Origin of the sequence: Rubinisphaera margarita (assembly GCF_022267515.1) — a bacterium.
Taxonomy (GTDB): domain Bacteria; phylum Planctomycetota; class Planctomycetia; order Planctomycetales; family Planctomycetaceae; genus Rubinisphaera; species Rubinisphaera margarita.
In genome coordinates, this window is record NZ_JAKFGB010000009.1 from 131,484 (window position 1) to 157,040 (window position 25,557).

At 57.9% G+C, this 25,557-nt stretch carries 21 protein-coding genes; 9 read left to right on the plus strand and 12 right to left on the minus strand.

What is annotated here, in order from left to right; translation table 11 throughout:
• Window positions 1–22: 22 nt before the first annotated feature.
• From L1A08_RS03815 to L1A08_RS03825, 3 genes are all read right to left on the minus strand, one after another.
• Window positions 23–1,924, minus strand: a complete 1,902-nt coding sequence (locus L1A08_RS03815) for a DUF1549 and DUF1553 domain-containing protein (protein ID WP_238754398.1) — start codon at window positions 1,922–1,924, stop codon at window positions 23–25.
• Window positions 1,925–2,204: 280 nt separating this feature from the next.
• Complete coding sequence (locus L1A08_RS03820; protein ID WP_238754400.1) at window positions 2,205–2,981, minus strand: aldo/keto reductase; 777 nt, start codon at window positions 2,979–2,981, stop codon at window positions 2,205–2,207.
• Between the two features lie 47 nt (window positions 2,982–3,028).
• The gene (locus tag L1A08_RS03825) at window positions 3,029–4,264 is read right to left on the minus strand and encodes an FAD-dependent oxidoreductase (RefSeq protein WP_238754402.1); all 1,236 of its coding nucleotides are present in this window, start codon (window positions 4,262–4,264) and stop codon (window positions 3,029–3,031) included.
• Between the two features lie 301 nt (window positions 4,265–4,565).
• On the opposite strand from L1A08_RS03825, the gene L1A08_RS03830 reads away from it, so the two are divergent.
• The 3 genes from L1A08_RS03830 (at window position 4,566) to L1A08_RS03845 (ending at window position 8,466) form a co-directional block, all read left to right on the plus strand.
• Window positions 4,566–5,228: a class I SAM-dependent methyltransferase gene (locus tag L1A08_RS03830; protein ID WP_238754404.1), complete on the plus strand. Its 663-nt coding sequence runs from the start codon at window positions 4,566–4,568 to the stop codon at window positions 5,226–5,228.
• Between the two features lie 690 nt (window positions 5,229–5,918).
• Complete coding sequence (locus L1A08_RS22695) at window positions 5,919–6,569, plus strand: ankyrin repeat domain-containing protein (protein ID WP_261362719.1); 651 nt, start codon at window positions 5,919–5,921, stop codon at window positions 6,567–6,569.
• Window positions 6,570–7,059: 490 nt separating this feature from the next.
• Window positions 7,060–8,466, plus strand: coding sequence for an alkaline phosphatase PhoX (locus tag L1A08_RS03845; RefSeq protein ID WP_238754407.1), 1,407 nt, complete (start codon window positions 7,060–7,062; stop codon window positions 8,464–8,466).
• A 130-nt stretch (window positions 8,467–8,596) separates the two neighbouring features.
• On the opposite strand, the gene L1A08_RS03850 is transcribed toward L1A08_RS03845, so the two are convergent.
• The 4 genes from L1A08_RS03850 to L1A08_RS22950 form a co-directional block, all read right to left on the minus strand.
• Window positions 8,597–8,992, minus strand: coding sequence for an IS5 family transposase (locus tag L1A08_RS03850; protein WP_238754409.1), 396 nt, complete (start codon window positions 8,990–8,992; stop codon window positions 8,597–8,599).
• Entirely contained in the window at window positions 8,989–9,393 is a 405-nt protein-coding gene (locus L1A08_RS03855; RefSeq protein ID WP_238754411.1) for an IS5 family transposase, read from the minus strand. The genes L1A08_RS03850 and L1A08_RS03855 overlap by 4 nt, the downstream gene beginning before the upstream one ends.
• Before the next feature lie 190 nt (window positions 9,394–9,583).
• Window positions 9,584–10,723: a hypothetical protein gene (locus tag L1A08_RS03860; protein WP_238754412.1), complete on the minus strand. Its 1,140-nt coding sequence runs from the start codon at window positions 10,721–10,723 to the stop codon at window positions 9,584–9,586.
• 90 nt (window positions 10,724–10,813) lie between these two features.
• Window positions 10,814–11,239 (minus strand): DUF1573 domain-containing protein, encoded by a 426-nt coding sequence (locus tag L1A08_RS22950; RefSeq protein ID WP_390896845.1) that lies wholly within the window; start codon window positions 11,237–11,239, stop codon window positions 10,814–10,816.
• Between the two features lie 473 nt (window positions 11,240–11,712).
• Between L1A08_RS22950 and L1A08_RS03865 the strand changes: the two genes are divergently transcribed.
• Complete coding sequence (locus L1A08_RS03865; RefSeq protein ID WP_238754415.1) at window positions 11,713–12,153, plus strand: SMI1/KNR4 family protein; 441 nt, start codon at window positions 11,713–11,715, stop codon at window positions 12,151–12,153.
• Window positions 12,154–13,253: 1,100 nt separating this feature from the next.
• Here L1A08_RS03865 and L1A08_RS03870 read toward each other — a convergent pair.
• The 5 genes from L1A08_RS03870 to L1A08_RS03890 form a co-directional block, all read right to left on the minus strand.
• The gene (locus L1A08_RS03870; protein ID WP_238754417.1) at window positions 13,254–13,682 is read right to left on the minus strand and encodes a hypothetical protein; all 429 of its coding nucleotides are present in this window, start codon (window positions 13,680–13,682) and stop codon (window positions 13,254–13,256) included.
• 212 nt (window positions 13,683–13,894) lie between these two features.
• A complete protein-coding gene (locus L1A08_RS03875; protein ID WP_238754419.1) occupies window positions 13,895–15,322 on the minus strand; it encodes a sulfatase family protein in 1,428 nt (475 codons plus the stop codon).
• Window positions 15,323–15,829: 507 nt separating this feature from the next.
• Window positions 15,830–16,528 carry a DUF2293 domain-containing protein gene (locus tag L1A08_RS03880; RefSeq protein WP_238754423.1) on the minus strand — a complete coding sequence of 233 codons (699 nt, stop codon included), beginning with the start codon at window positions 16,526–16,528 and terminating at the stop codon, window positions 15,830–15,832.
• A 237-nt stretch (window positions 16,529–16,765) separates the two neighbouring features.
• A complete protein-coding gene (locus tag L1A08_RS03885) occupies window positions 16,766–17,599 on the minus strand; it encodes a DUF1570 domain-containing protein (protein ID WP_238754425.1) in 834 nt (277 codons plus the stop codon).
• Window positions 17,600–17,632: 33 nt separating this feature from the next.
• Entirely contained in the window at window positions 17,633–17,938 is a 306-nt protein-coding gene (locus L1A08_RS03890) for a hypothetical protein (protein WP_238754427.1), read from the minus strand.
• Window positions 17,939–18,167: 229 nt separating this feature from the next.
• Between L1A08_RS03890 and aroA the strand changes: the two genes are divergently transcribed.
• The 5 genes from aroA to L1A08_RS03915 all read left to right on the plus strand — a co-directional run bounded on the left by aroA (window position 18,168) and on the right by L1A08_RS03915 (window position 25,420).
• Window positions 18,168–19,469 (plus strand): 3-phosphoshikimate 1-carboxyvinyltransferase, encoded by a 1,302-nt coding sequence (gene aroA, locus L1A08_RS03895; RefSeq protein ID WP_238754429.1) that lies wholly within the window; start codon window positions 18,168–18,170, stop codon window positions 19,467–19,469.
• Window positions 19,470–19,713: 244 nt separating this feature from the next.
• A complete protein-coding gene (locus L1A08_RS03900) occupies window positions 19,714–20,457 on the plus strand; it encodes a metallophosphoesterase family protein (RefSeq protein WP_238754431.1) in 744 nt (247 codons plus the stop codon).
• Window positions 20,458–20,740: 283 nt separating this feature from the next.
• Entirely contained in the window at window positions 20,741–22,759 is a 2,019-nt protein-coding gene (gene yidC, locus L1A08_RS03905; protein ID WP_238754433.1) for a membrane protein insertase YidC, read from the plus strand.
• 449 nt (window positions 22,760–23,208) lie between these two features.
• Complete coding sequence (locus L1A08_RS03910; RefSeq protein WP_238754436.1) at window positions 23,209–24,249, plus strand: type II secretion system F family protein; 1,041 nt, start codon at window positions 23,209–23,211, stop codon at window positions 24,247–24,249.
• Between the two features lie 121 nt (window positions 24,250–24,370).
• A complete protein-coding gene (locus tag L1A08_RS03915; RefSeq protein ID WP_238754438.1) occupies window positions 24,371–25,420 on the plus strand; it encodes a DUF3500 domain-containing protein in 1,050 nt (349 codons plus the stop codon).
• Window positions 25,421–25,557: the final 137 nt, after the last annotated feature.

Consider the following 25,557-nt stretch of genomic DNA (forward strand, 5'->3'; position numbering starts at 1 on the left):
AATCGGCAGAGAGGTGATTCACTTACTGAACGAACAGGAACTCGCGGGTGTTGACCAGCGACCAGATCACGTTGCCGTAACCAGCCGGGCCGTTCTCGCGAACTTCGTCTTCGGCGACCTGACGTTCTTCATCGGTCGGGAACCGGTTCAGAATGCTCAGGAAGATCGTTTCAAGACGATCCGAAGGCGACCGTCCTGAAACCACGTTGTGGTGCAGGAACGACTTCTCGTGCAGCAGCAGGTGAGTCAGAGGTCCGTTGAACATCTGCAGCACCTGCGGCACGGAGCCACCATCGAAGTTCCCCTGAATCGTTTCGCGATCGGACTGGCCGAACTGACGCAGGAAGTGCCCCGGCGGGACCGGCTGCGGCTGTTCGCTGGCTCGCACTAGGAGCAGTCCTTCGTGCTTGTAAACGTCGTCCCGGGCCTTCCGATACTTGTAGCCGTTCGATTCGTTCAGAGCGTTGTTGCGATCGAACACTTCCTGAGCCGAAACGCTGGCCATGTCGATGTTCATGATCGTCGAATCAATCATGGCCGGCTTCGGCTGATACGAGTTCGGATCCATCGTGGCCAGGGTGATGAACGAATCCCAGACCTGCTCCGGCGTCATCCGGCGAAGAACCGGGCCGGGGAAGTGATAAGGAACGCTCAGGTCGATTTCGACCATCGTCGATTCCCGACGGAACAGCTTCGTGTTGTACAGAATCCGCTGGAATTCCTTCAGGTCGAAGTCCAGCCGATGCATTTCGGAAATCAGGAAGTCCATCAGTTCCGGGTTGGACGCCACGGTGTCGTCACGCATGTCGTCTTCCGGCTCGATCAGTCCGACGCCGAACGTCTTCTTCCAGATCCGGTTCACAATCGTCTTGGTGAAGCGGGGGTTTTCTTTCGCGGTCATCCACTTCGCCATGGCTTCACGCGGAGTCTCGCCCGCCTTTACGACCGGCTGGGGATCGAAGATCGTCTTAGCTTCCACCTTCGACTTCGGAGCCGCATCCTCATACTGATAGTCGTGCGGCAGAACCAGCGTCCGGTTCACATCGTGCACATCCATCAGGTTGCCGGACAGAAAGCGGTTGTACTTACCGCCACCGTCGTACTTTTCGTCGATCGTCGCCAGCTCTTCCCGCAGGCGGCTGACCACGTTCCCGCCGCCGAACATCTTGTCGGCAGCCGAACGACGCGTGTTCGTTCCGAACGTGAAGGCGGCCATCTGGTAGAACTCTTTCTGAGTCCACCGGTCAAACGGGTGATCGTGACACTGGGCACAACCGATTTGAGTGCCGAGGAAAACGCGAACGGTGTTGTTCACGGCATCGAGCGGCATTCCGGAATCACGCAGGATGTATCCAGCAGCCGGGTTCTCCCAGATCTTGCCTTCAGCGGCCAGCATCTCGTAGACGAACTCGTCGTACGGTTTGTTCTCTTCGCAGCATTTGCGAACCCACTCGATGTACGGGCGGCCGGGCACGTTGTTGGTAATCCGTTCCGACAGGCGGAGCAGATCGGCCCAGTAGTTGTACATCTGGCTGGCATAGCCGGGATCTTCGAGCAGCTCGTCAACCAGCCGCTGATCCTTGTCGCCAGCGCGGGAGCGAATGAAGGCCCGGGCATGCTTGTATTCAGGAATCGTGCCGGTCGCGACCAGATAGGCCCGACGCACCCACACTTCATCCGAAGCCACCGGGTTCGGCGTCACACCCTGCTTCTTGTAATTGGCTTCGACCATTCGGTCGATCAGAAAGGCCGAGCGGCGAACCTGTTCGGCCAGCTTGTCATCAACGGGAGCAATCTTGATCGGACGTGTAGGGACCGGAACCTCGTTCTTCGGTTTGGCCCGACCTTGACCGAAACCGGTTCCCCCTGCCAGGCAAAGCCCGGCAACGGTGCATGTGAGGAAAACCATCGTCCTGCGCATCATAGCCATAGATCCTGCTTTGATTTACGAGTGCATACAGAGCATTGCAACGTGCCTGAGCGAATGGGACACGCCGTGTGAGAATCACATCTTAAAGGCCGATAGCAGCGATCGATCGGACCTGATTGATTCAATACTATATCCGGATTTCACCGCACTGTCACACAGATTGTTCGCAAATTTCTTCGCGATTCTGGCGCAATTGGCGTCAATCCCCACTCATCAGCACGAGAAAAAGCGCACGAAAGAACAGTATTCATCCCGATTCCGGGGATGCTCCTGTTCAGGCTGCCGATTGAGCCAGCAGCCGCCGGGCGACGTCGCAATTTGAAGCCAGATGCGTCGTGTTCATGCCGCCAATCACCATCGCCTGCACCAGCGGATTGCCCAGCACGAAGCGGATCGCTTCCGGGGCGGCCAAATGTCCGGAAGCCAGGCCCTTCTTGACGATGATCCCAATCTCGCGGCGATGCGCTTCTTCGATCACTCGGGCGTGGCTCGTATCGCTGATGTGATATTCCACCATCAGCGCATCGGCCCACTCGAGAGCCAGTTCCGCACCGCTGACCTGCTTGCCGGAAAAACCGATCGCCCGGATCAGCCCGGCTGCTTTCAGCTTCTGCAGCGTCGGCACGACATCGGTCTGCTGCTGAATGAAGCTGTCGCGACCGTTCGAATGCACGAACACAATGTCGAGCACATCGGTTTTGAGCCGCTTCAGGCTCCGCTCGATGCTGGCCCGCGTCCCGGCTGCCGAATAGTCGTAGTGCGACTCGCCATTCTCAAAGAGTTCGCCCGTCTTCGTGGAAAGCACAAAGTCATCGCGACGATGGGAAATCAGCTTCCCGATCCGCTCCTCGCTGATACCGTAAGCTGGAGCGGTGTCGATCAGTCGAATCCCCAGATCGAGTACCGACTCGAGAATCCGCGTCGTTTCCTGATCATCCGGAAGCTCGTAGCTCTCGGGGTATTTGGTCTTCTGGTTCCGGCCGAGCTTGAACGCACCGTATCCGACCGGAGAGACTTCCAGTCCCGTTTTTCCCAGTTTGACGGTCTGCATCGTAGGGCCTCTGATCGTTCTCGGTACCTGTGTTTCTGAAGACGGCTTTACGAAGCGCGGCGGAACTCACCCGGAACCGGCGATCCGTCCGCCGTGTACCAGGTTTCCACCGCTTCCCACGGAGAAGCCGCCACTGCTGGCATGCTCCAGTCTGCCAGTTCGTCCGGCGTCCACTCTTCGCCGCCCGCTTTAATCCGCAGATCTTTCTCCAGCATCGCGCTGATTCGTTCGGCACATCGCGGGGCGAATGCCAGCTTGGTCGGCCAGCAGGTCAGAGCGTTGCCATGTCGCAGAATCTGCGGCGAGTCGGGCCTCAACCCGAGTCGAACCTGCTTCTCGGCTCGATCGATTCGGTACGTCGCGAATTCGACCTCATCCAGATCGATGGCCGGCAATGTTTCCTGAAGCTCCGCAGCCGCGTGACGAATCAGCTCGTCCGGCTGCTGTTTCGTTCCCTGTTCGGCCAGATTTCCGCCGAGCTGCCAGACGACGCGGCCGTCCCGTAGATAATCCGACGTCACTGTCAGCCGCGTCTTGGCGCCATCGATGCAGTGCCCCTGGAACATCGGCAGTGGACCACGAGCCAGCGTCATATGCAGCGGCCGCAGTTGCATCGCATGTTCGCGGCCCGATTCCTTGCTCAGCAAAGCGTTCCCCGCACCCGCGGAAAGCACGACTGCACGGCAGTGGACTGTCATCTCGCGGCCGTTCTGGCGCAGAACGACCGAGGTAATCTGCCCCGACTTTTCCTGCTCCAGGGAGATCCCCTCGGCTTCATCGACTTTCAGCAGGTAGCCCGCCAGCCGACTGCGGAAGCACTCCAGCAGCGAAGCCGGCGACAGCACCTGTTCATCGAGCCGATACACATGCCCCGGCGTCTCACGGAGAATCTCCGGGCGTTGAGCTTCCGGAATTTCCTTCGGCTTCACCCGCAGATTGAGCTGAGCACCGAGCATTCCCGCCTGTGAGGCGAGTGCCCGCGTCTGCCAGAGATAGCAGCTGTGACTGCGAATCGCCGTCTTGGAAAGGTTCGGCTCGGCAACGCCACTCAGACAGTCCCGCCAGAGGACCGGCATCTCGCGGATTTCATCAGCCGAAGCGGTGAGCACGCCTTTGAGCGAATACTTCAGGCCGCCGTGAATAATGCCCTGCGAACTGACTGTCTGCCCATAGCCCAGAGCGCGATTCTCGACCAGCACGGCGCGGTATCCCTGCCGTCGCAGATGATCGAGCGTCCAGAGGCCGGCAATTCCGCCCCCGACGATAACGACGTCAACTTCCATGGCCTGCACTGTACTTCCCTGTACCCGAAAAAAGTGGTGTCGGCCGGCGAGGCCAACCCGTATGTATTCTGGATCGTTCTGCGGTCGGAGTTCTCAGCAGAGCGAAGCCTTGCTCGATCTTCCCGGCAACAGCAGAAATCGTGAATGAATCGATGAATGAGTGCTGGTGAGAGGGCCTGTTCCGCATTCCTCTCGGTTTACATTCAGAAAAACGGGCCGATCATATCAGGACTCGCGAAATCGGAGCCAGACCGGTTTGGCGAAAATTCATCAAATCCTCTTCCCGAAAGGCAATCTTTTCATGCTGCCCCGCACGCTCGAGCCGGAAGTCATGGACGAACAGGACGAAGTTGACGCCTACGACAACATGGATCACTCCGAGGTCAACTCCCGCTTCGTCACCGATCTGCTCGCCCGCAGATCCCTCACGCCGTCGACTCGCGTGCTCGATCTCGGCACCGGCACCGCTCTGATTCCAATCGAACTGCTCAGTCGGCAGAAGTGCCAGGTCCATGCGATCGATTTCTCCGAACCGATGCTCGTCACCGGCCGCAGGAACGTCGCCGCCGCCGGCTACGAGAACGAAATCACCCTCGCGACCGGAGACGCCACCAGCCTTCCGCTTGACGATGGCTCCTTTGACATCGCCATGTCCAACACGCTGGCGCACCATCTCCCCGAACCCGCCGGCCTGTTCCGCGAAGCGACCCGCCTCCTCAAACCGGGCGGCTTCCTCTTCATCCGCGATCTCCTCCGCCCCGAAACCGAAGCCGAAGTCGAACGCCTCGTCACCCTCCACGTCACCAGCGGAGACCCGGTCCACGAGCAACTCCTCCGCCAGTCCCTCCACGCCTCGATGACCCTCAACGAAATCGAAGAGATGCTCCAGGACCTCCCGCTCGATGACCTCCGCATCGAACAGACAAGCGACCGCCACGTGACGATTTCGGGGGTTAGGCGATAGGCGATAGGCGATAGGCGATAGGCGTTGAGCGTTGAGCGTTGAGCGTTGAGCGTTGAGCGTTGAGCGTTCAGATTTGCCACGAACAGGGTGCCACTGCTGGCTCGCCCAGCAGTGCCTCTACCTGTGCGACGGATGGCCCAGACGTGCACGTCTGGGTGACGAAGTCACAGGAAGCGGGTGATAACCGCTCCCCTCCCCGTCAAGTCAGAGAACCCCGGTCAGCGACCTCTTGTGGCTCCGCCACTCAGACGCACGCGTCTGAGCCATCCTTCATTCCACGATCAGTTTTTCACACGGGATGGCACAGAGATTCATCTCTGTGTTGAATGCTCACCGTGAACGGCTCGACGTTGCAACGCAACAGGAGGCTTGTCTTTAACGTCGAGCTGAACAAGCCCGCTGACCCACCCCAACCGGATGGCCCAGACGTGCACGTCTGGGTGACGAAGTCACAGGAAGCAGATATCAACCGCTCCCCCTTCCGACGAGACAGAGAACCCCGGACAGCGACCTCTTGTGGCTCCGCCACTCAGACGCACGCGTCTGAGCCATCCTCCATTCCACTCAGTTTTTCGCGAGACGGGCTACAGAGGTAGATCTCTGTGTTGAGCAAAGACATCTCAAGGAAAAGCGGTATCCTGTGAGGAGTCTCTGAGAGCCCCAATACGCGTTCATTCCAGGACTCCCGAAATGCCACGGCACGATGAACTCATCCGAGCCTCTTTTAAGGGCGACCTGGACACGGTCCGGCGTCTGATCGAAAGCGGAGTCGATCCGAACAGCGTCGACGAACACGGCATGGGGCCGCTGCTCACGTTTCATCCCGAGGTCACCCGCTATCTGCTGGAGCACGGAGCTGACCCCGATCAGCAGCGGAATGAGAACATCACTCCGGTCATCGCGGCGGTCTGCGGCAACATCGAATGTGTGCGACTCATGCTCGAGGCCGGGGCCAACGTCAACCGCGCCAGCGACCACAACGGCGAAACCGTCCTCCACTTCGTCGCCAGTTCCGACGACGTCGCCGCGGTCCAGATGCTGCTCGACTATGGAGCGAATCCGAACCAGCGAACCAAACCCGGCATGAGAACCTACGCCTTGTGGCGAGATGCTCGCGTTCGCGGCGAAACACCGCTGCATCGAGCAGCCGCCTGGGGCAGCCCGGACGTCATCCAACTCCTCCTCGACGCCGGAGCCGACCCCACCCTCCGAGACGCCAACAAAGACACACCTCTCAGCTGGGCCAGCTGGTACCGCCGCGAGAAATCGGTGATCGATCAACTCTCCTACAAAGGCTCCGGCGTCGGCCCCGACTTCCCCCCGAACGACACTACATACTAGACCAACTAAAAGGATGGCACAGAGATTCATCTCTGTGTTGCAACGCAACAGGAGGCTTGTCTTCAACGTCGAGATGAACAAGCCCGCTGACCCACCCCAACAGGATGGCCCAGACGTGCACGTCTGGGTGACGAAGTCACAGGAAGCGGATATCAATCGCTCCCCCTCCCGCCGAGACAGAGAACCCCGGTCAGCGACCTCCTGTGGCTCCGCCACTCAGACGCACGCGTCTGAGCCATCCACCATTCCACTCAGTTTTTCGCGCGACAGGGTGGCACAGACATTCCTGTCTGTGCGTCCTTCAACGTCGCTTCCTTGAGGTCAGGCCCTCTTTCATCTCCCGTTCATATCCCCCACTCGCCCGGAAAATCACCCCCAGCCAACTTTCGACCTCACCCATTCAACCGGTATCATGAATCCGAACGATTCCCGCCGGGAAGTCGCCCCCGCGCATCCCACACAGACAGCCCCTGGAAATTGAGGCCCAACGATGAGAACCCGTCGCGAGTTTCTGAGTGAAACCTTTTCTTCGGTCTGCGGATACGGCGTGGCATCCGCTTTCTCCGCGCTCGGCGGACGAGCCGCGTTGGGAGAAGAAGCCAGAGCCCGGCTCCCACTTCTGCCGGCAAACGACGAAACCACGGGCTTACCACTGATCCGTCTGCCCGAGGGCTTTCGCTATGTCAGCTATGGCTGGACCAGCGATCCGATGTCGGATGGAACGCCGACGCCTCCGGCACACGATGGCATGGGCGTTGTCGACGAACGCGACGGCATCGTGACGATCATTCGGAATCACGAAGTCAGCAACGATGGCGATGCCCTTCCCGTGAACGGTGGCTCTCCCTTCGACAGTCGCGCCCGCGGCGGATGCACTTCGTTGAAGTTCGATGCCAGCAAGGGGCAGTGGCTGGAAAGTCGAATCGCTCTCAGCGGCACGAGCCGGAACTGTGCCGGCGGCGTCACCCCCTGGGGCACCTGGCTGACCGCGGAAGAAACCGTGCTCGGCGTCGGCTCCATCGATCACTACAAGAAGAACGTGCCGCGAACGTTCCAGCAGGATCACGGCTGGGTCTTTGAAGTCGATCCCCAAGGCGTCAAAACGCCGGTGCCGCTCAAGGCCATGGGACGATTCGTCCACGAAGCCGTCGCCATCGATCGGGAGACCGGGATCGTTTACGAAACCGAAGATCGCGGCACCGCCGGCTTCTACCGGTTCGTTCCCAATCAGAAGCAGAAGCTCGCAGCGGGCGGCACCCTGCAGATCGCCGAAGTCATCGGCCACGAGGATCTCCGGGGCCACGTCGAGCCGGGCAAAGCGTTCGACGTTCGCTGGCACACCATCCCCGAGCCAACGCTCGCCAGCACGCCGGGACTCGAGAAGCCCGATGAACTCGGAGTCTTCAAGCAGGGCAAGAACCTCGGCGGCACCACCTTCGCTCGCCTCGAAGGCTGCTGGAGCGGTAACGGGATGATCTACTTCGACGCCACCAGCGGCGGAGCCGCAAAGGCCGGACAGATCTGGCAGTACGATCCTGCCCGCGAAAAACTAACGCTCCTCTTCGAAAGCCCGGGCAAAGATGTCCTCAACATGCCGGACAACCTCTGCGTCAACCCGCACGGCGGTCTCGTGCTCTGTGAAGACGGCGACTACGGCGACGACGAATTCCCGCAGCGAATCCACCTGCTCTCCCAGAGCGGCCGCCTGGTCCCGCTGGCCGTCAACGACATGCAGCTGAAGGGCGAAAAGAACAACTTCAAAGGCGACTACCGCGGCCGCGAATGGGCCGGCGCCACCTTCAGCCCCGACGGGCAATGGCTCTTCGTCAACATCCAGACCCCGGGCCTCACACTGGCGATCACGGGGCCGTGGGAGTCGCTTGAGGAACAGGGTTGAACCCTTGGCCGTTCGCGTCAGGGATGGTCCAGAGATTCATCTCTGGATTGCGCAGCAACAAGCGGCCGGGAATGGGCGTTTGAGGATTGACAACGCTGTCCCTAGCGGGTGCCCTAGAGACTATGGACATTCAAATCATGTCGGTCACGAGGGCGGCGAGCCAGATGAAGCCCGCGAAGTTCCTGGCTTTCTTCTCGTAACGAGTTGCCACGCGACGACAGCGTTTGATTCGACCAAAAAACCGTTCGATGCGATTGCGGTTCTTGTAGATCACTTTGTCGTAGCGTTTCTTTACCTTTCGCGTGGGGTTCGGCTTGATACAGACTTTCGCCTTGAGCTGCTTGCCCCGTTGACGAATCGCATCCGAATCGTAGGCCGTATCCGCCACAATCATGCCCACTTTGCCACGTTCGAACTCGCTCAGTAAGACCTCCGCTTGGGGAGCATCGCCCCGTTGACCGGCTGTGAGTACAAACCGGATTAACCGACCGCTTTGGCCCGTTATGGCGTGAATTTTTGTCGTCAATCCGCCTCGACTGCGTCCCAGGCAGCGCCGTTCGTCGGCTTCCTCTTTTTTTCAGCCGCCTGACGGCGACCGGTCGAAGCGGTCTGATGCGCCTTGATGGTCGACGAGTCGAGATGGACTTCCTTGAGTTCTTCGACGAGGTCCTCTTCACCGAGGGCGTGAAACAACTGCTCCCAGATGCCTTTCTCGCACCACCGATCGAAACGCCTCCAGACCGAGTTGGAGTTTCCGAACCGCTCCGGTAAGTCGGCCCAGGGAACACCAGTCTTCAGCACGTACAGCACGGCATTGACGAACAAACGGTTATCTTGAGCCGTACGTCCCGGGTCGCTCGCCTTGCCGGGCAACAAGTCCTTAATGGCTTCCCACTGAGCATCAGTCAGTTCATGTCGTCGACGCATTGGTTCCCCTCCTTGAGTTGCACCAATGCTGGCAAATACCAACTTCCCTGGCAAGTCCGAATGTCCATGCCACTTAGTGACGACCGTAACGCCTTGAACGTCTTCAAAAGACGGGTTCCCAAAGCCTGCGATGATCCATGGACGATTTAGCGCGTCACTGGCTCCGTCAAAGTCTCCATCGCACAGTCCGTCAGTGGCTTCTAAACCACCGATACAGCACGATGGTCGCTACTACTACTAAGCCGATTAAATTGGCGGCAATAAGAATAAATCCGACTTTTGAACTCGACCGGCTAGGAAAGTGCGGCTCTGAAATGCCGTAGTGAGACAGCGTAAATCGCGATCTACCAATCGCACTTTGCACCCAATCACTGATCTCCCATACCGTAACACACTTCTTTCCTTCGCCCTCGAAGACTCTTTCGATCTTCAGAGGAACAGCACCCGAACTGGCCTGCCAGACGACCGTTCTCCCTATACGCTGTTCACTATTGGGAATATAAGGATCTTCCACCACGATCTTATATGATTCCACTGCATAATTCCGCGAAGGATTGAGGATCACCTGACCCCGAAGAACCTTCTCAGCATACAGAGGGCTGCTTAGCGGCTTCTCCAATTCAAAATTAATGACTATCGCTGATTCATCGCTATCCCTCACTGGGGTCACTTCGATGTTGTTCTCGACGAAGAACGATTCCACTGGAATGCCTTCGATGTCATACAGGAAACTTGTCGAGGCCAGCAGCGTTTCAAGCGATGCCGAGTGATCAGCGTTTCCAACCACGTTTACAACACTCGCTTTCGGTTCCTGCGAAAGTATTTTGTCGACGTTCCAGTTTACGGCTTCCGACCGCGACTTCAGCACGAAATAGTATTGGTCGTTAAATCCTCTTACGGACTTCGTGCTATCCACTTGAGTTGATTCGATCACACAGTATGGGCTTTGAACGACTACGGACGATCTGAATCGGGTTAGAGAAGCAACACTACACCCGTGCTCATAATTCATCTGAAAACTCAGTCCCTTTAGGATTTGAGACCGATTTCTAACTATTTCCTCCTGCAATGAAATAGCTTCTTCAGACATTGAACTGCTTTTAGAAGCAAAAGCTGATGGGCTGAAAATAACAAACCATCCTGTCAATAGCATGGACAGCGAAAACGCATGTCGATATTGGCTGAACACTTCAATCTTCACAGGGACACTAGTGGGGCTCCGTCGACGGACAGCCACATTCTCCGTTCTTTCCCTCACAGGGGCTGAAATAGTCCGGATAGCAATTGCCATCACTTCTTCTTTTGCAATCTCCAATACATCCCAGGTCATATTTTGCGACTGCACTTGAAACTAATGTGAGATAGTCCATCGACGTCAGCGCCATGCAGGCGACGATAAAGAACACAAATAAACCGGTCTTCATGAATGCGGTCCTAATAATGTGTAGCGAATGCCAAGCGTCAGATTGCATTTGGGAGAGTTTGTCACCAGAGGGATATTGATTTTCACTGACCTGCTTTTCGAAGGTTGAGCCACGAATTGAACATTGATAGGTTCGGTGGTCCCAGGATTGACATTGACTGGCAGCTTCGACACCGACTTGCAAAAGCACTTGTTGTTTACGCCAATAACCTGAATGGGTGACGAACCAATATTAGTGACCGCGAACGAGACGGTCCGGGCCTCGCCTGAACGCAACGATCCGAGATTCTCTGTTTCGGGATCAATGAGGAGAGGCGAGACAGGTACGAAGAGCCACAATCGCAGCATCCAATAGGACAGCAAAGTTGAGAATACAAAAGATTGGATGACGAGCGAAATGAATCCGGGTTGTGAAGACGTCATCCGATAAGCTCCCGGAGATTCAATGTCTGTTGAAAAGTCATCTGCGTCGTGTTCATAGTTATACGGTGGGCCGCGTATCAGGGCAAGCGTTCACCCGAAGTCCGCCGCCTGCTGGTGGAGGTCATTCTGAAGCAGGCCGCCCCTGCCGATCGTGCGATGACATGGTCACTGTGGCAGAGACACCATCAAAACGTCGCTCAACGGTTTCACTATCGAAAACCCAGGATGGCCGGGAGGTTTACCTCCCGGTTGCGGAGCAACAAGCAGTTGCACGTTGACGAACTTCGGTTCATGATGCGTCCAATCTCAATGTGAAGCAAGCCTTGTTTGCCGGTCTCCGTGTTTGGTGCTTAAAGGCGGCTACGGGCAGCTGCTTGTGACTTCGTCACCCGGAGGTGAACCTCCGGGCCATCCCGCGATCGAAGAGGTTGCCCCGGCACGGCCTCCGCGAAATTTTATGTAGAACCGGCCCCATGAGGAATGAAACGATCGAACTCCTGCGTGCAGAGTTTGCGGAGTCTCCGATTCTCCATGCACAGTCTTTCCCATCGAACGAAGAAGTTGATCACGCATCGCGAGAACTTGGCGTTCCTTTCGATTCCGATTTTCGAGAGTTCTTATTGAAGTTCGGTGGGGCGATGGTTGGCCCCTATCCCATCTTCGGACTCCGACCTGTTGAAGTCATGGGAAATGACCATTGGTCAGTGGTCGATGTGACGAGGTGGTATCGCAACAACGGAGTACCCGGAAGCGAGGCTTTCGTTGTCATATCCGAAGATCACTCTGGCAATCCCGTCGGCATGGATGCGAACGGAAGGGTCTGGATCTACGACCACGATTTTGGCGGTCTTGCCGAACTCTCACCGACCTTTGAAACCTATTTACGCATTCAATGCCTGCACGTCGATGCCTGAAATACCGGAAGCCAATCGCGTTCCGTCAACATGCAGGCAGGATGGCCGGGAGTTTTACCTCCCGCTTGCGGAGCAACAAGCAGTTGCCCGTTCACGAACCTCAGTTCATGGTGCATCCGATCTCAATGTGAAGTCACCCGTGTTTACCGGTCTCCGTGTCTGCTGTTAAAAGGCGGCTCCGGCCAGCTGCTTGTGACTTCGTCACCCGGAGGTGAACCTCCGGGCCATCCCGCCACTTCCCTCATCTTCATTTCACAATCGCCGCCCAGCGGCATGCTCACCCTGCTGCGCGATGTGAGCATGGCACCCCTTTCGGGGAAGTCCACTATAGTGGAGCGGGTAGCCCCGGTTGCTTCGCTACCGGGGCCGACGGAGTCGGCAAGAGGTCTTTTGTGTTGATCTCGGCGGGGTCTTGACGACCTCTTGTGGCTGCGCCACCCCGGTTGAATCAACCGGAGCTACCCTTTCGCAGTTGTCGCAAATTCACGCTCGGTTATTCCGCCGCAGTCCTCCGGCACGGTGCACATCCCGATTCTTCAACGCCGAAGACAAGCCTCCTGTTGCTCCGCAACACAGAGATGAATCTCTGTGCCATCCTGCCACCTCAAAAAGCATCAGATCGCGGAGATGTGTTGTTTCGGGGTGGCATGAGTTCGAAAAGGGGGTGGAGCAGTTCCCACACTTCGTAGGCTTGGCATTGCGGATCGTAACTCGTCTGCTCGTTAAGATGTAGTGCTGTAGGGAAACCGTGGACAGCAATTGATAGTCTGGTATGCAGCGTTGGAGCATTGGATTCTGCCGCTAGAACGGGGACGATCTCAACCAATCGATCAAATGAGGTTACTGGGAATACTGTATGTATTGTGTGGATAATGCGCTCATCCGCGTATTGTGCTGTTCCCACGCTGCGGCCGTTATCCCATAACACAAAATACCATTTTATAGAACTTTTTCCCTTTTTCTCCGCTCTCCGGCGTAAAGATATCTTCTTGTCTGCACTGCTTTGTGAAGGAGTTAAGCTCATAATTTGGCTTTACTACTAGGCTCTGTCCCTAAACTCATTTGGTTACCCCTCTCCGGGGCCTCCCACAAAGGAAGCTTCACTCGTTCTCTTCGTTATAGAGAAAGACGTATGTGTTATCCGCCATGTCCAAACATGAGTCGAACATGTACTGGAACGAGTCAAGTGCGAGGAACAAACACTTTCCTAAAACAGTGATCATCCTCACCGACCGACCCGGCAATCCGTCCACCAACATCTTTCTTGGGAAACCGTATCGAATCACCCGATCGTTGAGTTCGAACTCGATCTCCCATGATTCTTCATCGCGAAACCCAATGGGGGCAACTCCGTCGGCTATCTCCCAACGAACCCAATCACCGTCGCAGTAGATCCTGAAGGTACGACCGTTTTCCAGGTGTAATGCAAGAAAATCTCGACCTGCATCGACACTCCGAATTCTTAGTCCTTTGCAGCGCGTAGTATCCTGCTCCGCAGCAACTGCCCTGGCTTCATTCGCTTCTTTCATCTCTAGCGACGTCCCTACGAAAGACAGTACCGGAGAAACGTAGATGACGCCTTTCTTGCTATCCATCATCATTCAAACGAAAAGTTTCATCGGTCAGGACACTTCCCTCATCTTCATTTCACAATCGCCGCCCAGCGGCATGCTCACCCTGCTGCGCGATGTGAGCATGGCACCCCTTTCGGGGAAGTCCACTGTAGTGGAGCGTTTCTGCCTTACCTCCACTCCGCTGCCCATTGCGACGTCTGATATCCACTCCGAATCCGCCACTCCCGCAGCACGGCGAGGAGTTCGCGTTTCTTGTCGATGTGCTCCGGGCTGTTCCAGAGGTTGTTGATTTCGTTGGGGTCCTGGTTGAGGTCGAAGAGCTGGCCCCAGGGTTCGTCGAGGAAGTGGACGAGCTTCCATTCGGGGCTGCGGACCATGGTCATGAACTGGGTGCCGGTGAGGATGCCGTCCTGGGCCTGTTCGGCGAAGACATAGTCTCGCGGCTGCCAGCTGGGATCGGTGATGGCCGGGCCGATCGACTGGGCTTCGAGGCCTTTCGGGACCTCCGCGCCAGCCCATTCGAGAATCGCCGGGCCGATGTCCATCTGCTGGCAGAGGCCTTCGATCCGTTTGCCGGCGGGGATGCGGCCGGGGGACCAGACGATGAGCGGCATGCGGGTGATGATGTCGTACATCGTCCACTTCTGACTGTGTCCGTGATCGGTCATGCAGTCGCCGTGATCGGAAGTGAAGATGACGATCGAGTTTTCGAGGTAGCCTTTGCGGTCGAGCGTTTCGAGAATCTTCCCGATCTTCTCATCAATCATCGTCACGTTCGCCAGGTAATACGCCCGCTGACGGTGCCGCTGTTCGGGCGTGGGGTTCAATTCCAGCACCACCGAGTCGTGGTCGATGTCCTGATTGTGCTGACGGAGTTCCTTGAACGGCTCGGGCTGATTGTCGAGTTCCTCCTGCGTCACATCGAGCAGCGGCAGGTCCTTCTTCATGTACGACTCGGTGTATCGCGGAATCGGATCGTACGGCGGATGCGGCCCGGGGAAGCCGATCTCGAGAAACAGAGGCTCGGTCTGCGGCTTCGATTCGAGCCACCAGCAGGCCATGTCGCCGACGAACATATCGCTGTGCAGATCCTCGGGCAGTTCCCAGTCGAAGGCTCCCAGCGCCTGCCGGTAATCGTCCCGCTTCCGATAGAGTTCCCGCTGCTGCTTGACGTGCCCGCGAATGCGGACGGCTTTGTCCCATTCATCGAAGTAGAACCGCTCTTCGAGGTAACGGTCTTTGTTCTCGACGACGTAGCGTTCGTGAAACCCGAGCGGCGTGTCGTACGGATAGCTGTGCATCTTGCCGACGTTCACGCAGCGATACCCGGCCTGAGCCAGCTTCTCAATCCACGACCGCCGCCAGAGATCGGCGTTCTTCAGGATGCCGGTTGTGTGCGGATAATACCCGGTAAACAGACTCGCCCGAGCCGGTGCACACGAAGCAGCCGTGATGAAGCAGTTGGTAAACGTCGTCCCCTCATTGACCAGCCGATCCATGTGCGGCGTCTCCATGTAGGGGAAGCCGAGCGCATTGATGGTGTCAAACCGCTGCTGATCAGTGATGATAAAAATGATGTTGGGACGATCGGACATGAGAGCGACTCAGGCTGAAAGAAACGGGGCGGAGAATGATTCCAACGATCCTGAGTTGCCGGGAAAATGTCAAATCAGAGAAGCGGCAGGAGGGCAGAATGAAACCATGATCAGCCGGGTGCCATGCCCACGCTCGCGTGGGCATGCTCTGTCCTCGACGGAGAATAACGGGAAGACGGGATGGCCCGGAGGTTCACCTCCGGGTGACGAAGTCACAAGCAGCTTGCCGTGGGCCGTTCTTATCGACTCCGTGTTGTTTGCAACATCGATCGAAATCGAAGTCGCCTTCTCGATCGGGGGAGATCTCTTCAGGACGGAATGATTGTCGAGGGGCGACGGCTTGTTGCTGCGCAAACTGGTGGTGGACCATCGGGCCGTTCTTTGGAGTGACGTCCAAGACAAGGCATGCCCACGCGAGCGTGGGCATGGCACCCAACGCCGAAGCTTGAACCGCGTTGCATGGCACCCGGTACGGCGCGCTCCGATATTCCGGCACCCGATACCGGGTTATGGCTTTTTCTGGTTGAGGGCGTTTTGCAGTGGGCACCCCTCGTCGGCTGGTTCTCCCTTGCGGTATCTTGCCAGCAGGCGTTTGGAGCGTTCGGCGAGCATGCGTCTGACTTCGCGACGTTTGCCTTTGACTCTGGGAATGGTCATGTCGTCGTAGCCGGTGGTCTGGTGGCGCATCCAGGCGATGACGGCTGCTCGGGCGCGGTCTTCGATGGGAATGCGTTTCGTGCGGGCGACGGTGCCGCTGCCGACGGGGGTGGCGTGAGCCGTGACCGCGTCGGCCAGTTGTTCGGCCATCTCGGCGTGTTGCGGGGCGAAGTTCAGATAGCTGAGGATGGCGCCGCGGAAGTCTTCGACGTATTCGGTCTGCACCTTCTCCCGTCTGCGGGCGCTCGCTTCCTGTTTGCGGGCGTAACTCTCGGTCGAACGTTCGGCTTCGAGATCCTTGCGGATCTGAGCGATCGTCGCAGCCGGAGCGAAGACGCCGCGTGAGAATGTTCTGCGGCCTCGTTTTTCGGCGACGACATAGTGCTCGCCAGCCGCCTTCACGCGGCGGGTCAGGCCGGCGTCGCCCGGCGGAAGCAGTTCCCAGCCGCGCGGGATCGGGATGACCCTGCCATCGGAAGAGCGAATTGTGTTGTCTGAAGGGCCGGGGGAGTACGTGACGGCAGTCTTGGCAGGAGAACGTTTCGGCATGATCTTCAAATGGGAGTCAACTGGAGTAGGGTTCGCTGTGCGGACGCGGATTGCGTGTCACTTTGGAAGCAGGTGTCTGTGTTTTGTTGATGCACTGGCGGAGCCAGTGGCACGCGTTGTGGTGAAAATGCACTGCTGGGCAAGCCAGCAGTGGCACACATGATGGGGGGATCACGCTGCTAAGCAAGCCCGCCGGGGCACCGACTGTCGGCCGGGCGGCTGGGCCACTCGTTTCGATTACCGGGCGCCTTCGATCCATTGGATGAGGGCGGCTTCGGCGTCGGGGTGGACGCGTTGCAGACGGCGGAGGAGCGGCTGGGTGCTGGCCAGAGCCGGGTTGTGGGCGTAATCGAGCAGTGCGGTGCGGGTTTGTGTGTTGTTGTGGAGCATCCAGTGGACCCAGGCCCAGGATTCGGCGTAGTCGAGCCGCTGCATCTCGCCGACCGCTTCGAGCCGTTCGAGACGCTGCAGGTTTGGTCGCCAGCCATTGCGGAGCAGGGTGGAGAGTTCGGCCAGGTAATCGGCTCGGGGAATTCCGGGAGCCGTCGGCAGTTCGAAGTACTCGGCCAGTCCTTCATCGAGCCAGAGCGGCACCTTGGGCAGCGAAGCATGCAGAACGCTATGCGTATATTCGTGCCGCAGGTCTTCAAGAACACGATCGGACCAGACAGTATAAACACAGAGACTTTGTGAGGTGCCGATGAAATACGCCCGTCGCGGCGGCAGACCGGGATAGTTGTTGGCGAGCCATTTGTTGTACGACTCCTGATCCTTGAACAGGTAAACTTCGACCTGTTTCTCGCCGAGTTTCAGTTCGAGCACCTGCCCGATATCGCGGCGGAGCTGCATCAGGTTTTGAATGATCTCGTGATCCTTGTCGAGCTTCACGTCGCTGTGAAGGATCATGCTTTCGGTTTCGATCTGATACCGATTGGGGACATCGTCGTTGTTCGCGCGAAACGTTCCACCACTGCAGCCGGTCAACAAGAGTAGACCGAGGGTGCAGGCGACCGAACCACGGCGGATGCGGACGGCAACGGGACCGGCTTCGAGGTTTTGACCGCTGGGCATGACGGGGACTCGCTGGCTGCAGGGGAGGCGGGACTATTTGCGGACGCGATCCGGTGCGCCGCTGCGGCGGAACACGGCATCGAGCAGGTCTTCAGCGATACTGCGACGGACGAGGTCGCCATGGCCGGCTTTGATCATTGCGTTTGCCAGTTCGGGGTGTTCGGCCCAGTTCTGGTGGTTCCATTCGCGGATGTCGACGTAGAAATCGGCCACCTGAGCCTTCGTCTTGGGGACGTAGTACGTCTTTTTTCCGGTCGTCACGATGTGGTAGCTGAATGAGAAGTACATCAGCAGTCCGCCAAGCAGAATGCCGGCGAACAGGGCGAGCAATCTGGTCATCCTGTCCCATCCTTGAGAAATCCGCGGAAGCCTCGGCTGGCCCGTCCGTGGGTCCTGCACACAGTCTGAAATGGTGACCATACGCCACCGGCAGAGCGTGCGAATTTGCATGCTTTACAAGTGTCTCACAAACCCGAAAATGCCACAAGGCGGGTTTCATTGGTCAGACTCCCGGCAGGACCCTATGATACCGGATCGATCTTCCGACGCTCTTCTTTGCAGTAACATCATGACAACCAAAGACATACATAACGGCGACCCGATCGCCATCCAGCCCGTCAGCCGCCCCGTCAGCGGATGCATTGTGCCGCCCGGGTCCAAGAGCATCACCAACCGGGCGCTCATCGTAGCCGCTCTGGCCGACGGCGTCTCCAAACTGCAGGGGACGCTCGACAGCGATGACACGCGCGTCATGCTGGAAAGCCTTGAGCGTCTCGGGATTCAGTGGGAGAAGCTGGACGATTCGGTGATTTCCATTTCCGGCTGCGGCGGCAAGATCCCGGTCAGCAATGCGGACCTCTGGCTGGAAAACAGCGGGACGAGCATCCGCTTTCTGACGGCCCTGTGTTCGGCAGGCCACGGCGAATTCACGCTCGACGGCAACAAGCGGATGCGGGAACGCCCCATCGTCGATCTGGTGAACGCACTGAATGAACTCGGCGTTGAGGCCCGGTGCTCGCTCGGGAATAACTGTCCGCCCGTCACGATTCGCGGTGCCGGTCTGCCCGGCGGAACGGTTCACATTGCCGGGAATCTTTCGAGCCAGTACCTGAGCGGCCTGCTGATGACGGCTCCCTATGCACAGGAGCCGCTCGAAATCATCGTCGAAGGAGAACTCGTTTCAATTCCCTACATCGAAATGACGCTCGACGTGATGAAACGCTTCGGCGTCGAAGTCGAAACCGAAGATCTGCAGTCGTACCGGATTCGGCCTCAGCGCTACAAAGGCTGCAGTTATCTGATTGAGCCGGATGCTTCAGCAGCCAGTTATTTCTTCGCCGCGGCAGCGATTACCGGAGGCGAAGTGACTATCCCCGGCCTGAGCCGAAATGCGATGCAGGGGGACGTTCACTTTGTGGATGTGCTGGAAGAAATGGGCTGCGTGGTCACCTGGAACGATCAATCGATTACGCTGCAGGGGCGTCCTTTGCAGGGAATTGAAGTCGACATGAACGCCATCAGCGATACCGCACAGACGCTGGCCGCCGTCGCTGTGTTCGCGGAAGGACCGACACGAATCCGTAACGTGGCCCACATGCGGATTAAGGAAACCGATCGTGTGGCCGCCGTGGTCACCGAACTGAAGCGGCTCGGAATTCGAGCCGATGAGCACGACGACGGCTACACCATTCATCCTGGCCCAGTGAAGCCGGCCTGCGTGCAGACATACGACGACCATCGCATGGCGATGAGTTTCAGCCTGATCGGGTTGAAGTATCCGGGCATCGAGATCGCTGATCCGGGCTGTACGGCGAAGACGTACCCGAATTACTTCGAAGATCTGGAGAAATTCTGTGCCTCGGCTCGCTGATCGGGTTGTGCAAACTCATGACAGGAATTTGCGTTCTCCCTGTTGTATTGATGTTGTCGTTTGTTGACCCCGGCGAATCTGCTGCGATACACTGAAATTTGGCCTGTTCTGGGCGAGGTCGTCGTGGCGGCGGCTTCTAGAGACGGCGCAGAACCTCGTCAGGTGGCTTTTCCACCGCGAGCATGGCTTTACGACTTTCAAGGAGCAGCGTCGTCGGGCATCCGATGATCAGGGACAGCCGACTTTGTTAGCGATTATCAGCGATATCCACGGGAATCTGGAAGCACTTGAGGCCGTGCTGGCCGACATCTCCAGCAAGAACGTTCCCACCCTCTACTGCTTGGGCGATATTATCGGATACGGGCCGAATCCCGGCGAATGTATCGATCTGATTATGGAAAGAGCCAAGGTAACGATCCTCGGCAACCACGATCAGGCGGCGATGTTCGACCCGGAAGGCTTCAACGCCGGAGCAGAACGGGCCATTTTCTGGACGCGAAAGCAACTGGAAACGGGGGATCGCAGCAAGAACGAGAGACGCTGGGAGTTCCTGGGCGAACTGCCGCGAATCCGGCGCGAAGACAAAGTGATGTTCGTGCACGGCTCAGCCCGCAACCCGCTGAACGAGTACGTCTTCCCCGAAGACATCTACAATCAGCGGAAAATGGAGCGGATATTCAGTCTCGTGGAACGCCACTGTTTTCAGGGGCACACCCATATCCCGGGCGTTTTCACGGAAGATCTGAATTTCATTGCTCCGGAAGAGATCGAATTCCGTTACGAGCTGGACGACCGCAAGGCGCTGGTGAATGTCGGATCGGTCGGCCAGCCGCGAAATGGCGATCCGCGGGCGTCTTACGTCATCCTGGACGGCAAGACGGTGAATTTCCAGCGGGTCGAATATGACTTCGAGCAGACGGCCAGCAAGATCTATCCGATTCCCGAGCTCGACAACTTCCTGGGTGACCGGCTTCGCGAAGGCCGGTAGTCCCGCACGCAGCGCCAGTCGCCGGACAGGGAAGCCGGCAGTGTCGATGCGGGTCCGGTTGGGGTGCGGCAATGCGGCGCACACGTCGCGAACACCGGCAGGGGAATTGGTCGAACGCCGTAATTCACGGTGTTTGAGCCCTTTGCGCGGGCGGCCTTTCTGGAGAGTGCGGCTGCGTTCGGCTGGATTATGCCTCCCGCCACTCCTGTGATTTCCCTACAATACCGCCAATTCTCGCGACCCGATTTTTGGCTTTCTGTTTTTCCCGGAAGATTCCCCGTCGATGGATCAACAACGACGTTTTATCACGTTTTTCGTGCTCTCGCTCGGAGCAATGTACCTCTGGCTTAACGTCGGTCTCCCGTACTTCTATCCGGAGCTGATCGAGCAGAAGGCTGCTCGGCAAATCGCCCAGGATAAGCAGAAGCAGGCCCTGGTCGCCGATCCGGAAGGAACCTCGACGCCGAAGCCCGAAGCTCCGGTCGTCGAGAATAACGCAAACGAGCCTCCCGCTGAGGAACCTGCCCCTTCGGCCCCGTCGCAGGAAGTCGCTGACTTCCCCGCTCGACGCGTCACGATCGGAACTCTGGATCCGAAGTCCGAATTCTTCATGCAGGTTGAACTCGAGGCCGCTGGAGCCGCGATTAACTCCTTGCAGCTCAACGACAACCGCTACCGGGAACTGACCGATCGCGAACGTCCGCTGCAACTGCTCGGCTCGGTCAAGGGCAGCAAACTGGCCACGTTCGACCTCCGTGCGGCGGCCGTGGATAATCAGCTGATCCCGCAGGGCAAATCGCTCGACAGTGTGAACTGGAACGTCGTCGAAGAGGAACTGACCGATCACAAAGTCGTGTTCGAATACCCGGCTCCGGACGGAAACCTGGTGCTGCGCAAGATCTACGAACTGCACAAGGGAGATCCGGCCCGACGTGACACCTCGGCGGAAGGGTACGAACTCAAACTCACGCTCGAGTTCAGGAACACAGGGCAAAATGCGGCTGAAATGCAGTATGCCTTGCAGGGACCCGTCGGCTTTCCGCTGGAAGACGAAGAAAACACTCGCCGGTATCTGGCGGTTCAGGCGGGCTTCCTCAACGGGGGCGGCGTCCGTCGCGAGACAATCCTCGCCTCGACCATTCTCGACGAAGCCGATGAACCCGAAGGGGTCGAAGAGTTCCGGGCTCCGCTGCGATATCTCGGAGTCGATGGCCAGTTCTTCGCGACATTGCTGATTCCTGATCCGGCGAATTCGACAGATGGTCAGCCGCCGGTATCTCAGCCGATGCTCATCAGTCGTGCTCGCGAGGCGGAGCGGAGTCTGATCAGCTTCCAGATTGAATCCGCGCCCGTCCCGGTGCAGCCCGGACAGACGGTTTCCCACGAATACACACTCTTCGCCGGTCCCAAGAGAACAGCTCTCCTGCAGCCTTACGATGCCGAAGGCATTATCGAATACGGCTGGTTTGGCTGGATCAGCAAGATCATGCTGGCCATCCTGCACTTCTTCCACGACACCGTCTACCTGCCGTACGGCATCTCGATCATCATGCTGACCGTGATGGTCCGCGGAGCGATGTATCCGATCTCTCGGAAGCATGCTCTGGCGGCTAAGAAGATGAAGGAGCTGCAGCCGAAGTTCGAGGAGATCAAGAAGAAGCACGAAGGCGACAAGGAAAAGCTCGCTCAGGCTCAGATGGACCTGATGAAAGAGAGCGGCTTCTTCGCCGGCTGTCTGCCGATGCTGCTGCAGATTCCGATCTTTATCGGTCTCTACCAGGCGCTCAGCGTTTCTGTCGATCTGCGAATGGCCGAATTCCTCTGGATCGATAACCTCGCCAGCCCGGACAAACTCTTCACGCTGCCGTTTTCGATTCCGTTCCTCGGCAACGACTTCAACCTGCTGCCGATTCTGACAGTGGGACTGTTCATCGCTCAGCAGAAAATGTTCTCCCCGCCGCCGGCGAACGAAGAACAGGCTCTGCAGCAAAAGATGATGAGTTACATGATGATCTTCATCGGCTTCATGTTCTATCGCGTCCCGGCTGGTCTCTGTATCTACTTCATCGCATCGTCGCTGTGGGCGATCGCGGAACGCAAAATCCTCGATCTGCACGATACCACGGCTGAGAGCCTCAAGCAGAAGAAGGCCGAAACCGGAAAGAAGAAGCCGAGCGACGACGCCAGCGACAAAAAGCCCGGCTGGTTCCGCGAACAGATGGCTGCCATCGACGCCGCCGCCAACCCGGGCAACAAATCCGCCCAGCTCAAGCCCGCTCCTTCCCGCAAGGGCAAGAAGTAGGTCTTCGGTTGGACAAGCCTGCCCTGCCGCCGATTGTGGTTGGCAGGAACGATCAGCGATCCGCTCTAAGGACATCCTCCATGTCCGTGTCTTGTTGATTGACCGTCGTGATCAAATCGCGACGTCGCTTCGAGGGCAATGTGTCCCCGTGTGCAGGAAAGGAGCCTCTCGTACGCGGCTTTCGTCTGCTTAGCCTCCTCTTGCGGCAGATTTTCGATTTCCAGCGGCGGCATCTTGCCGCCGTTTGCGTTTAAGAGAGCAGGTCGCTTTGAGGAACGAAGTATCGGGACGTCTGCGGAATCCTTCCAGACTTTTCGGTTTCTTCATTCTCGATACTGTGCCGTCGGCGGCCCGATGGTGCCGTCAGGTCTGCCGGCCCTTGTTCGGAAGGCGTCTCGCGGTATGCTCAAAGCATCGGCTTCGATCCGCTTCTGCAAGGTGACCCGCGCATGTTCCGTCGCTCTCTGCCCTTGAAATCGCTGGCACTGCTGTGTCGGTCTCTAGCCACGCTGCTGGAAACCGGCATCCCGGCTCACAAAGCCTTCCTGATTGCCGGCGAGAAAGCAGCCAATCCCGACGTGCGTGTCGCGAGCGTGCGAATTGCCGAAGACATTCAAAAGGGCGAAGAGATCGCCCCGGCGATGCGCGAACGGGATGTCTTCCCCGAATTGACGATCAACATGGTCGATGTCGCCGAGCGGACGGGGGCTCTCCCGGAGATCCTGTCTGGACTGGCCGATCATTACGACAATCTTCTTCGCCTGCGAAAAGACTTCTATTCCGCCATCGCCTGGCCGATCATTCAGTTGGTCATGGCGGTCTTTGTCATCGCCGGACTGATCCTGCTTCTCGGCTGGATTGCTCAATCGCAGGGCGGCGATCCGATCGATGTCCTTGGCTGGGGACTGACTGGAACGGCGGGAGCGATCACCTGGCTGACGATGGTCTTTGGCACCGCGGCAGGATTGTTCCTGGCTTACAAAATCGTTCGTTCGAACATGGCCGGGCAGACGTATCTCGACACGACATTAATGCGGATTCCCGTGGTCGGCCATTGCATGCAGTCGTTCGCCATCGCCCGCTTCGCCTGGGCCTATCATCTCACGCAGGAAGCAGGAATGCCGATTGATGAGAGTATCGAAGCCTCGATGCGGGCCACCAGCAATGGCGCTTTCATCGGACAGACCGACCGCATCAATCATTGGATTCAACAGGGTGAAAGTGTCACGACGTCTCTGCGAGAGTCCGGCCTGTTCCCAAAAGATGTGATCGAGATGATTCACGTTGGCGAAACTTCGGGCACGGTGCCGGAGATGTTGCATCGTCTGAGCCCCGAATTCGAAGAGCAGGCTCGTCGCTCGCTGCAGGCGCTGGCCGGGGCGCTCGGATGGCTTGTCTGGGCGATTGTTGCCGGGTTCATCATCTTCGTCGTCTTCAGCATCATGCTCTGGTACATCGGATTGATCAACGAGGTGATGCAGGGGATGTAGCCTCTCCGGTCGGAGGTTGCGGAGCGAGAGTCCGCCCGGGGGTGGTGGTAATGATCAGTTGATTATGATATGACTGATCCTTCCCGAACTCTGAACGATCCCACCTCAGGAGTTGATCCTCATGAAACGATTCCCCGGCCTCCTTGCCCTGTGTGCGGCCATCCTCTGCAGCTCGCTTCTTGTCTCCGACGCCTGGTCGCTGCTGAAGAAAGAATCTTCCAAACCGGACATGACTGCCCGGGCAACCGAATTGCTCAATTCGCTCGATGAACGGCAGACTGACCTGGCTCTACTGCCTTACGAGTCGTCGCAGCGGGTCGACTGGCATTTCATTCCGATGGACACCCGCAAGGGGCTGATGCTCCGCTCGATGAGCGAAGAACAGCGGGGAACCGCTCTGAATCTGCTCAAGACCTGCCTTAGCGAAGCCGGCTACAAAAAGGCCGAGACGATTATGTCGCTTGAGAAGCTGCTCTACTCCTTGGAAGATCCCAAGACCCGCGATCGCCGCGATCCCCTCAAATATTACGTCACCCTCTTCGGCGATCCTCGTGAAGAGAGCCGCTGGGGGCTGAGCTTCGAAGGGCATCACCTGTCGCTCAACTTCGTCAGCGAAGATGGCAAACTGATCGCCGCCACGCCGCAGTTCTTCGCCGCTAACCCGGCGGTCATCAAGACGAAGAACGATCTCGGCTTTGAAATGAACATGGCCGTGCTGCACGACGAAGAACAGCTTGGCTTCGATCTGGTCAATTCGCTGAGCAGCAAGCAGAAGACGTCGGCGATTATTGCCGATGAAGCTCCCCGCGAGATCCGCAATGCCGGCAGTCCGCATCCGCCGAAAGATCGTCCCGTCGGCATCCAGGCCCGTGATCTCGATGAAAAGCAGACGGAAATCCTCCGCAAGCTGGTCGACGTCTACGTCAATGCCGTGACCGATCGCCGAGCAGCAGAGCGACTCGAAGAGATCCGTCGCGACGGTTTCAAGAACGTCTACTTCGCCTGGGCCGGAGCCACCGAGCCGGGCATTGGCCACTACTACCGCATCGAAAGCCGCTCGTTCTCGATCGAGTTCGTGAACACCCAGCCGGACGCCGCCGGCAACCCGGCCAACCACATCCATTGCGTCTACCGTGACCGCGATGGCGACTTCGCCCTGCCGATCAACTAGAGCGATCACCGCACCGGCAGTCAACTGCCGCTGACAAGACGTGACAATAAAGAAGCCTCCGCGATCGCCAGGGATCGCGGAGGCTTTTGTCGTCCTGTTCCGCACCGGCGCCTGGGTGGCCGTGATAGCTCCGCGAT

What these genes read in the sequence shown, in the direction of transcription:
- L1A08_RS03820 (WP_238754400.1), bottom strand. Translation starts at nt 2,981, where the DNA reads ATGCAGACCGTCAAACTGGGAAAAACGGGACTGGAAGTCTCTCCGGTC.
- L1A08_RS03830 (WP_238754404.1), top strand. Translation starts at nt 4,566, where the DNA reads ATGCTGCCCCGCACGCTCGAGCCGGAAGTCATGGACGAACAGGACGAA.
- yidC (WP_238754433.1), top strand. Translation starts at nt 20,741, where the DNA reads ATGGATCAACAACGACGTTTTATCACGTTTTTCGTGCTCTCGCTCGGA.
- L1A08_RS03855 (WP_238754411.1), bottom strand. Translation starts at nt 9,393, where the DNA reads ATGCGTCGACGACATGAACTGACTGATGCTCAGTGGGAAGCCATTAAG.
- L1A08_RS03880 (WP_238754423.1), bottom strand. Translation starts at nt 16,528, where the DNA reads ATGCCGAAACGTTCTCCTGCCAAGACTGCCGTCACGTACTCCCCCGGC.
- L1A08_RS03815 (WP_238754398.1), bottom strand. Translation starts at nt 1,924, where the DNA reads ATGATGCGCAGGACGATGGTTTTCCTCACATGCACCGTTGCCGGGCTT.
- L1A08_RS03910 (WP_238754436.1), top strand. Translation starts at nt 23,209, where the DNA reads ATGTTCCGTCGCTCTCTGCCCTTGAAATCGCTGGCACTGCTGTGTCGG.
- L1A08_RS03845 (WP_238754407.1), top strand. Translation starts at nt 7,060, where the DNA reads ATGAGAACCCGTCGCGAGTTTCTGAGTGAAACCTTTTCTTCGGTCTGC.
- L1A08_RS03890 (WP_238754427.1), bottom strand. Translation starts at nt 17,938, where the DNA reads ATGACCAGATTGCTCGCCCTGTTCGCCGGCATTCTGCTTGGCGGACTG.
- L1A08_RS22695 (WP_261362719.1), top strand. Translation starts at nt 5,919, where the DNA reads ATGCCACGGCACGATGAACTCATCCGAGCCTCTTTTAAGGGCGACCTG.
- L1A08_RS03885 (WP_238754425.1), bottom strand. Translation starts at nt 17,599, where the DNA reads ATGCCCAGCGGTCAAAACCTCGAAGCCGGTCCCGTTGCCGTCCGCATC.
- L1A08_RS03865 (WP_238754415.1), top strand. Translation starts at nt 11,713, where the DNA reads ATGAGGAATGAAACGATCGAACTCCTGCGTGCAGAGTTTGCGGAGTCT.
- L1A08_RS03915 (WP_238754438.1), top strand. Translation starts at nt 24,371, where the DNA reads ATGAAACGATTCCCCGGCCTCCTTGCCCTGTGTGCGGCCATCCTCTGC.
- L1A08_RS03860 (WP_238754412.1), bottom strand. Translation starts at nt 10,723, where the DNA reads ATGACCTGGGATGTATTGGAGATTGCAAAAGAAGAAGTGATGGCAATT.
- L1A08_RS03870 (WP_238754417.1), bottom strand. Translation starts at nt 13,682, where the DNA reads ATGAAAGAAGCGAATGAAGCCAGGGCAGTTGCTGCGGAGCAGGATACT.
- aroA (WP_238754429.1), top strand. Translation starts at nt 18,168, where the DNA reads ATGACAACCAAAGACATACATAACGGCGACCCGATCGCCATCCAGCCC.
- L1A08_RS22950 (WP_390896845.1), bottom strand. Translation starts at nt 11,239, where the DNA reads ATGACGTCTTCACAACCCGGATTCATTTCGCTCGTCATCCAATCTTTT.
- L1A08_RS03875 (WP_238754419.1), bottom strand. Translation starts at nt 15,322, where the DNA reads ATGTCCGATCGTCCCAACATCATTTTTATCATCACTGATCAGCAGCGG.
- L1A08_RS03825 (WP_238754402.1), bottom strand. Translation starts at nt 4,264, where the DNA reads ATGGAAGTTGACGTCGTTATCGTCGGGGGCGGAATTGCCGGCCTCTGG.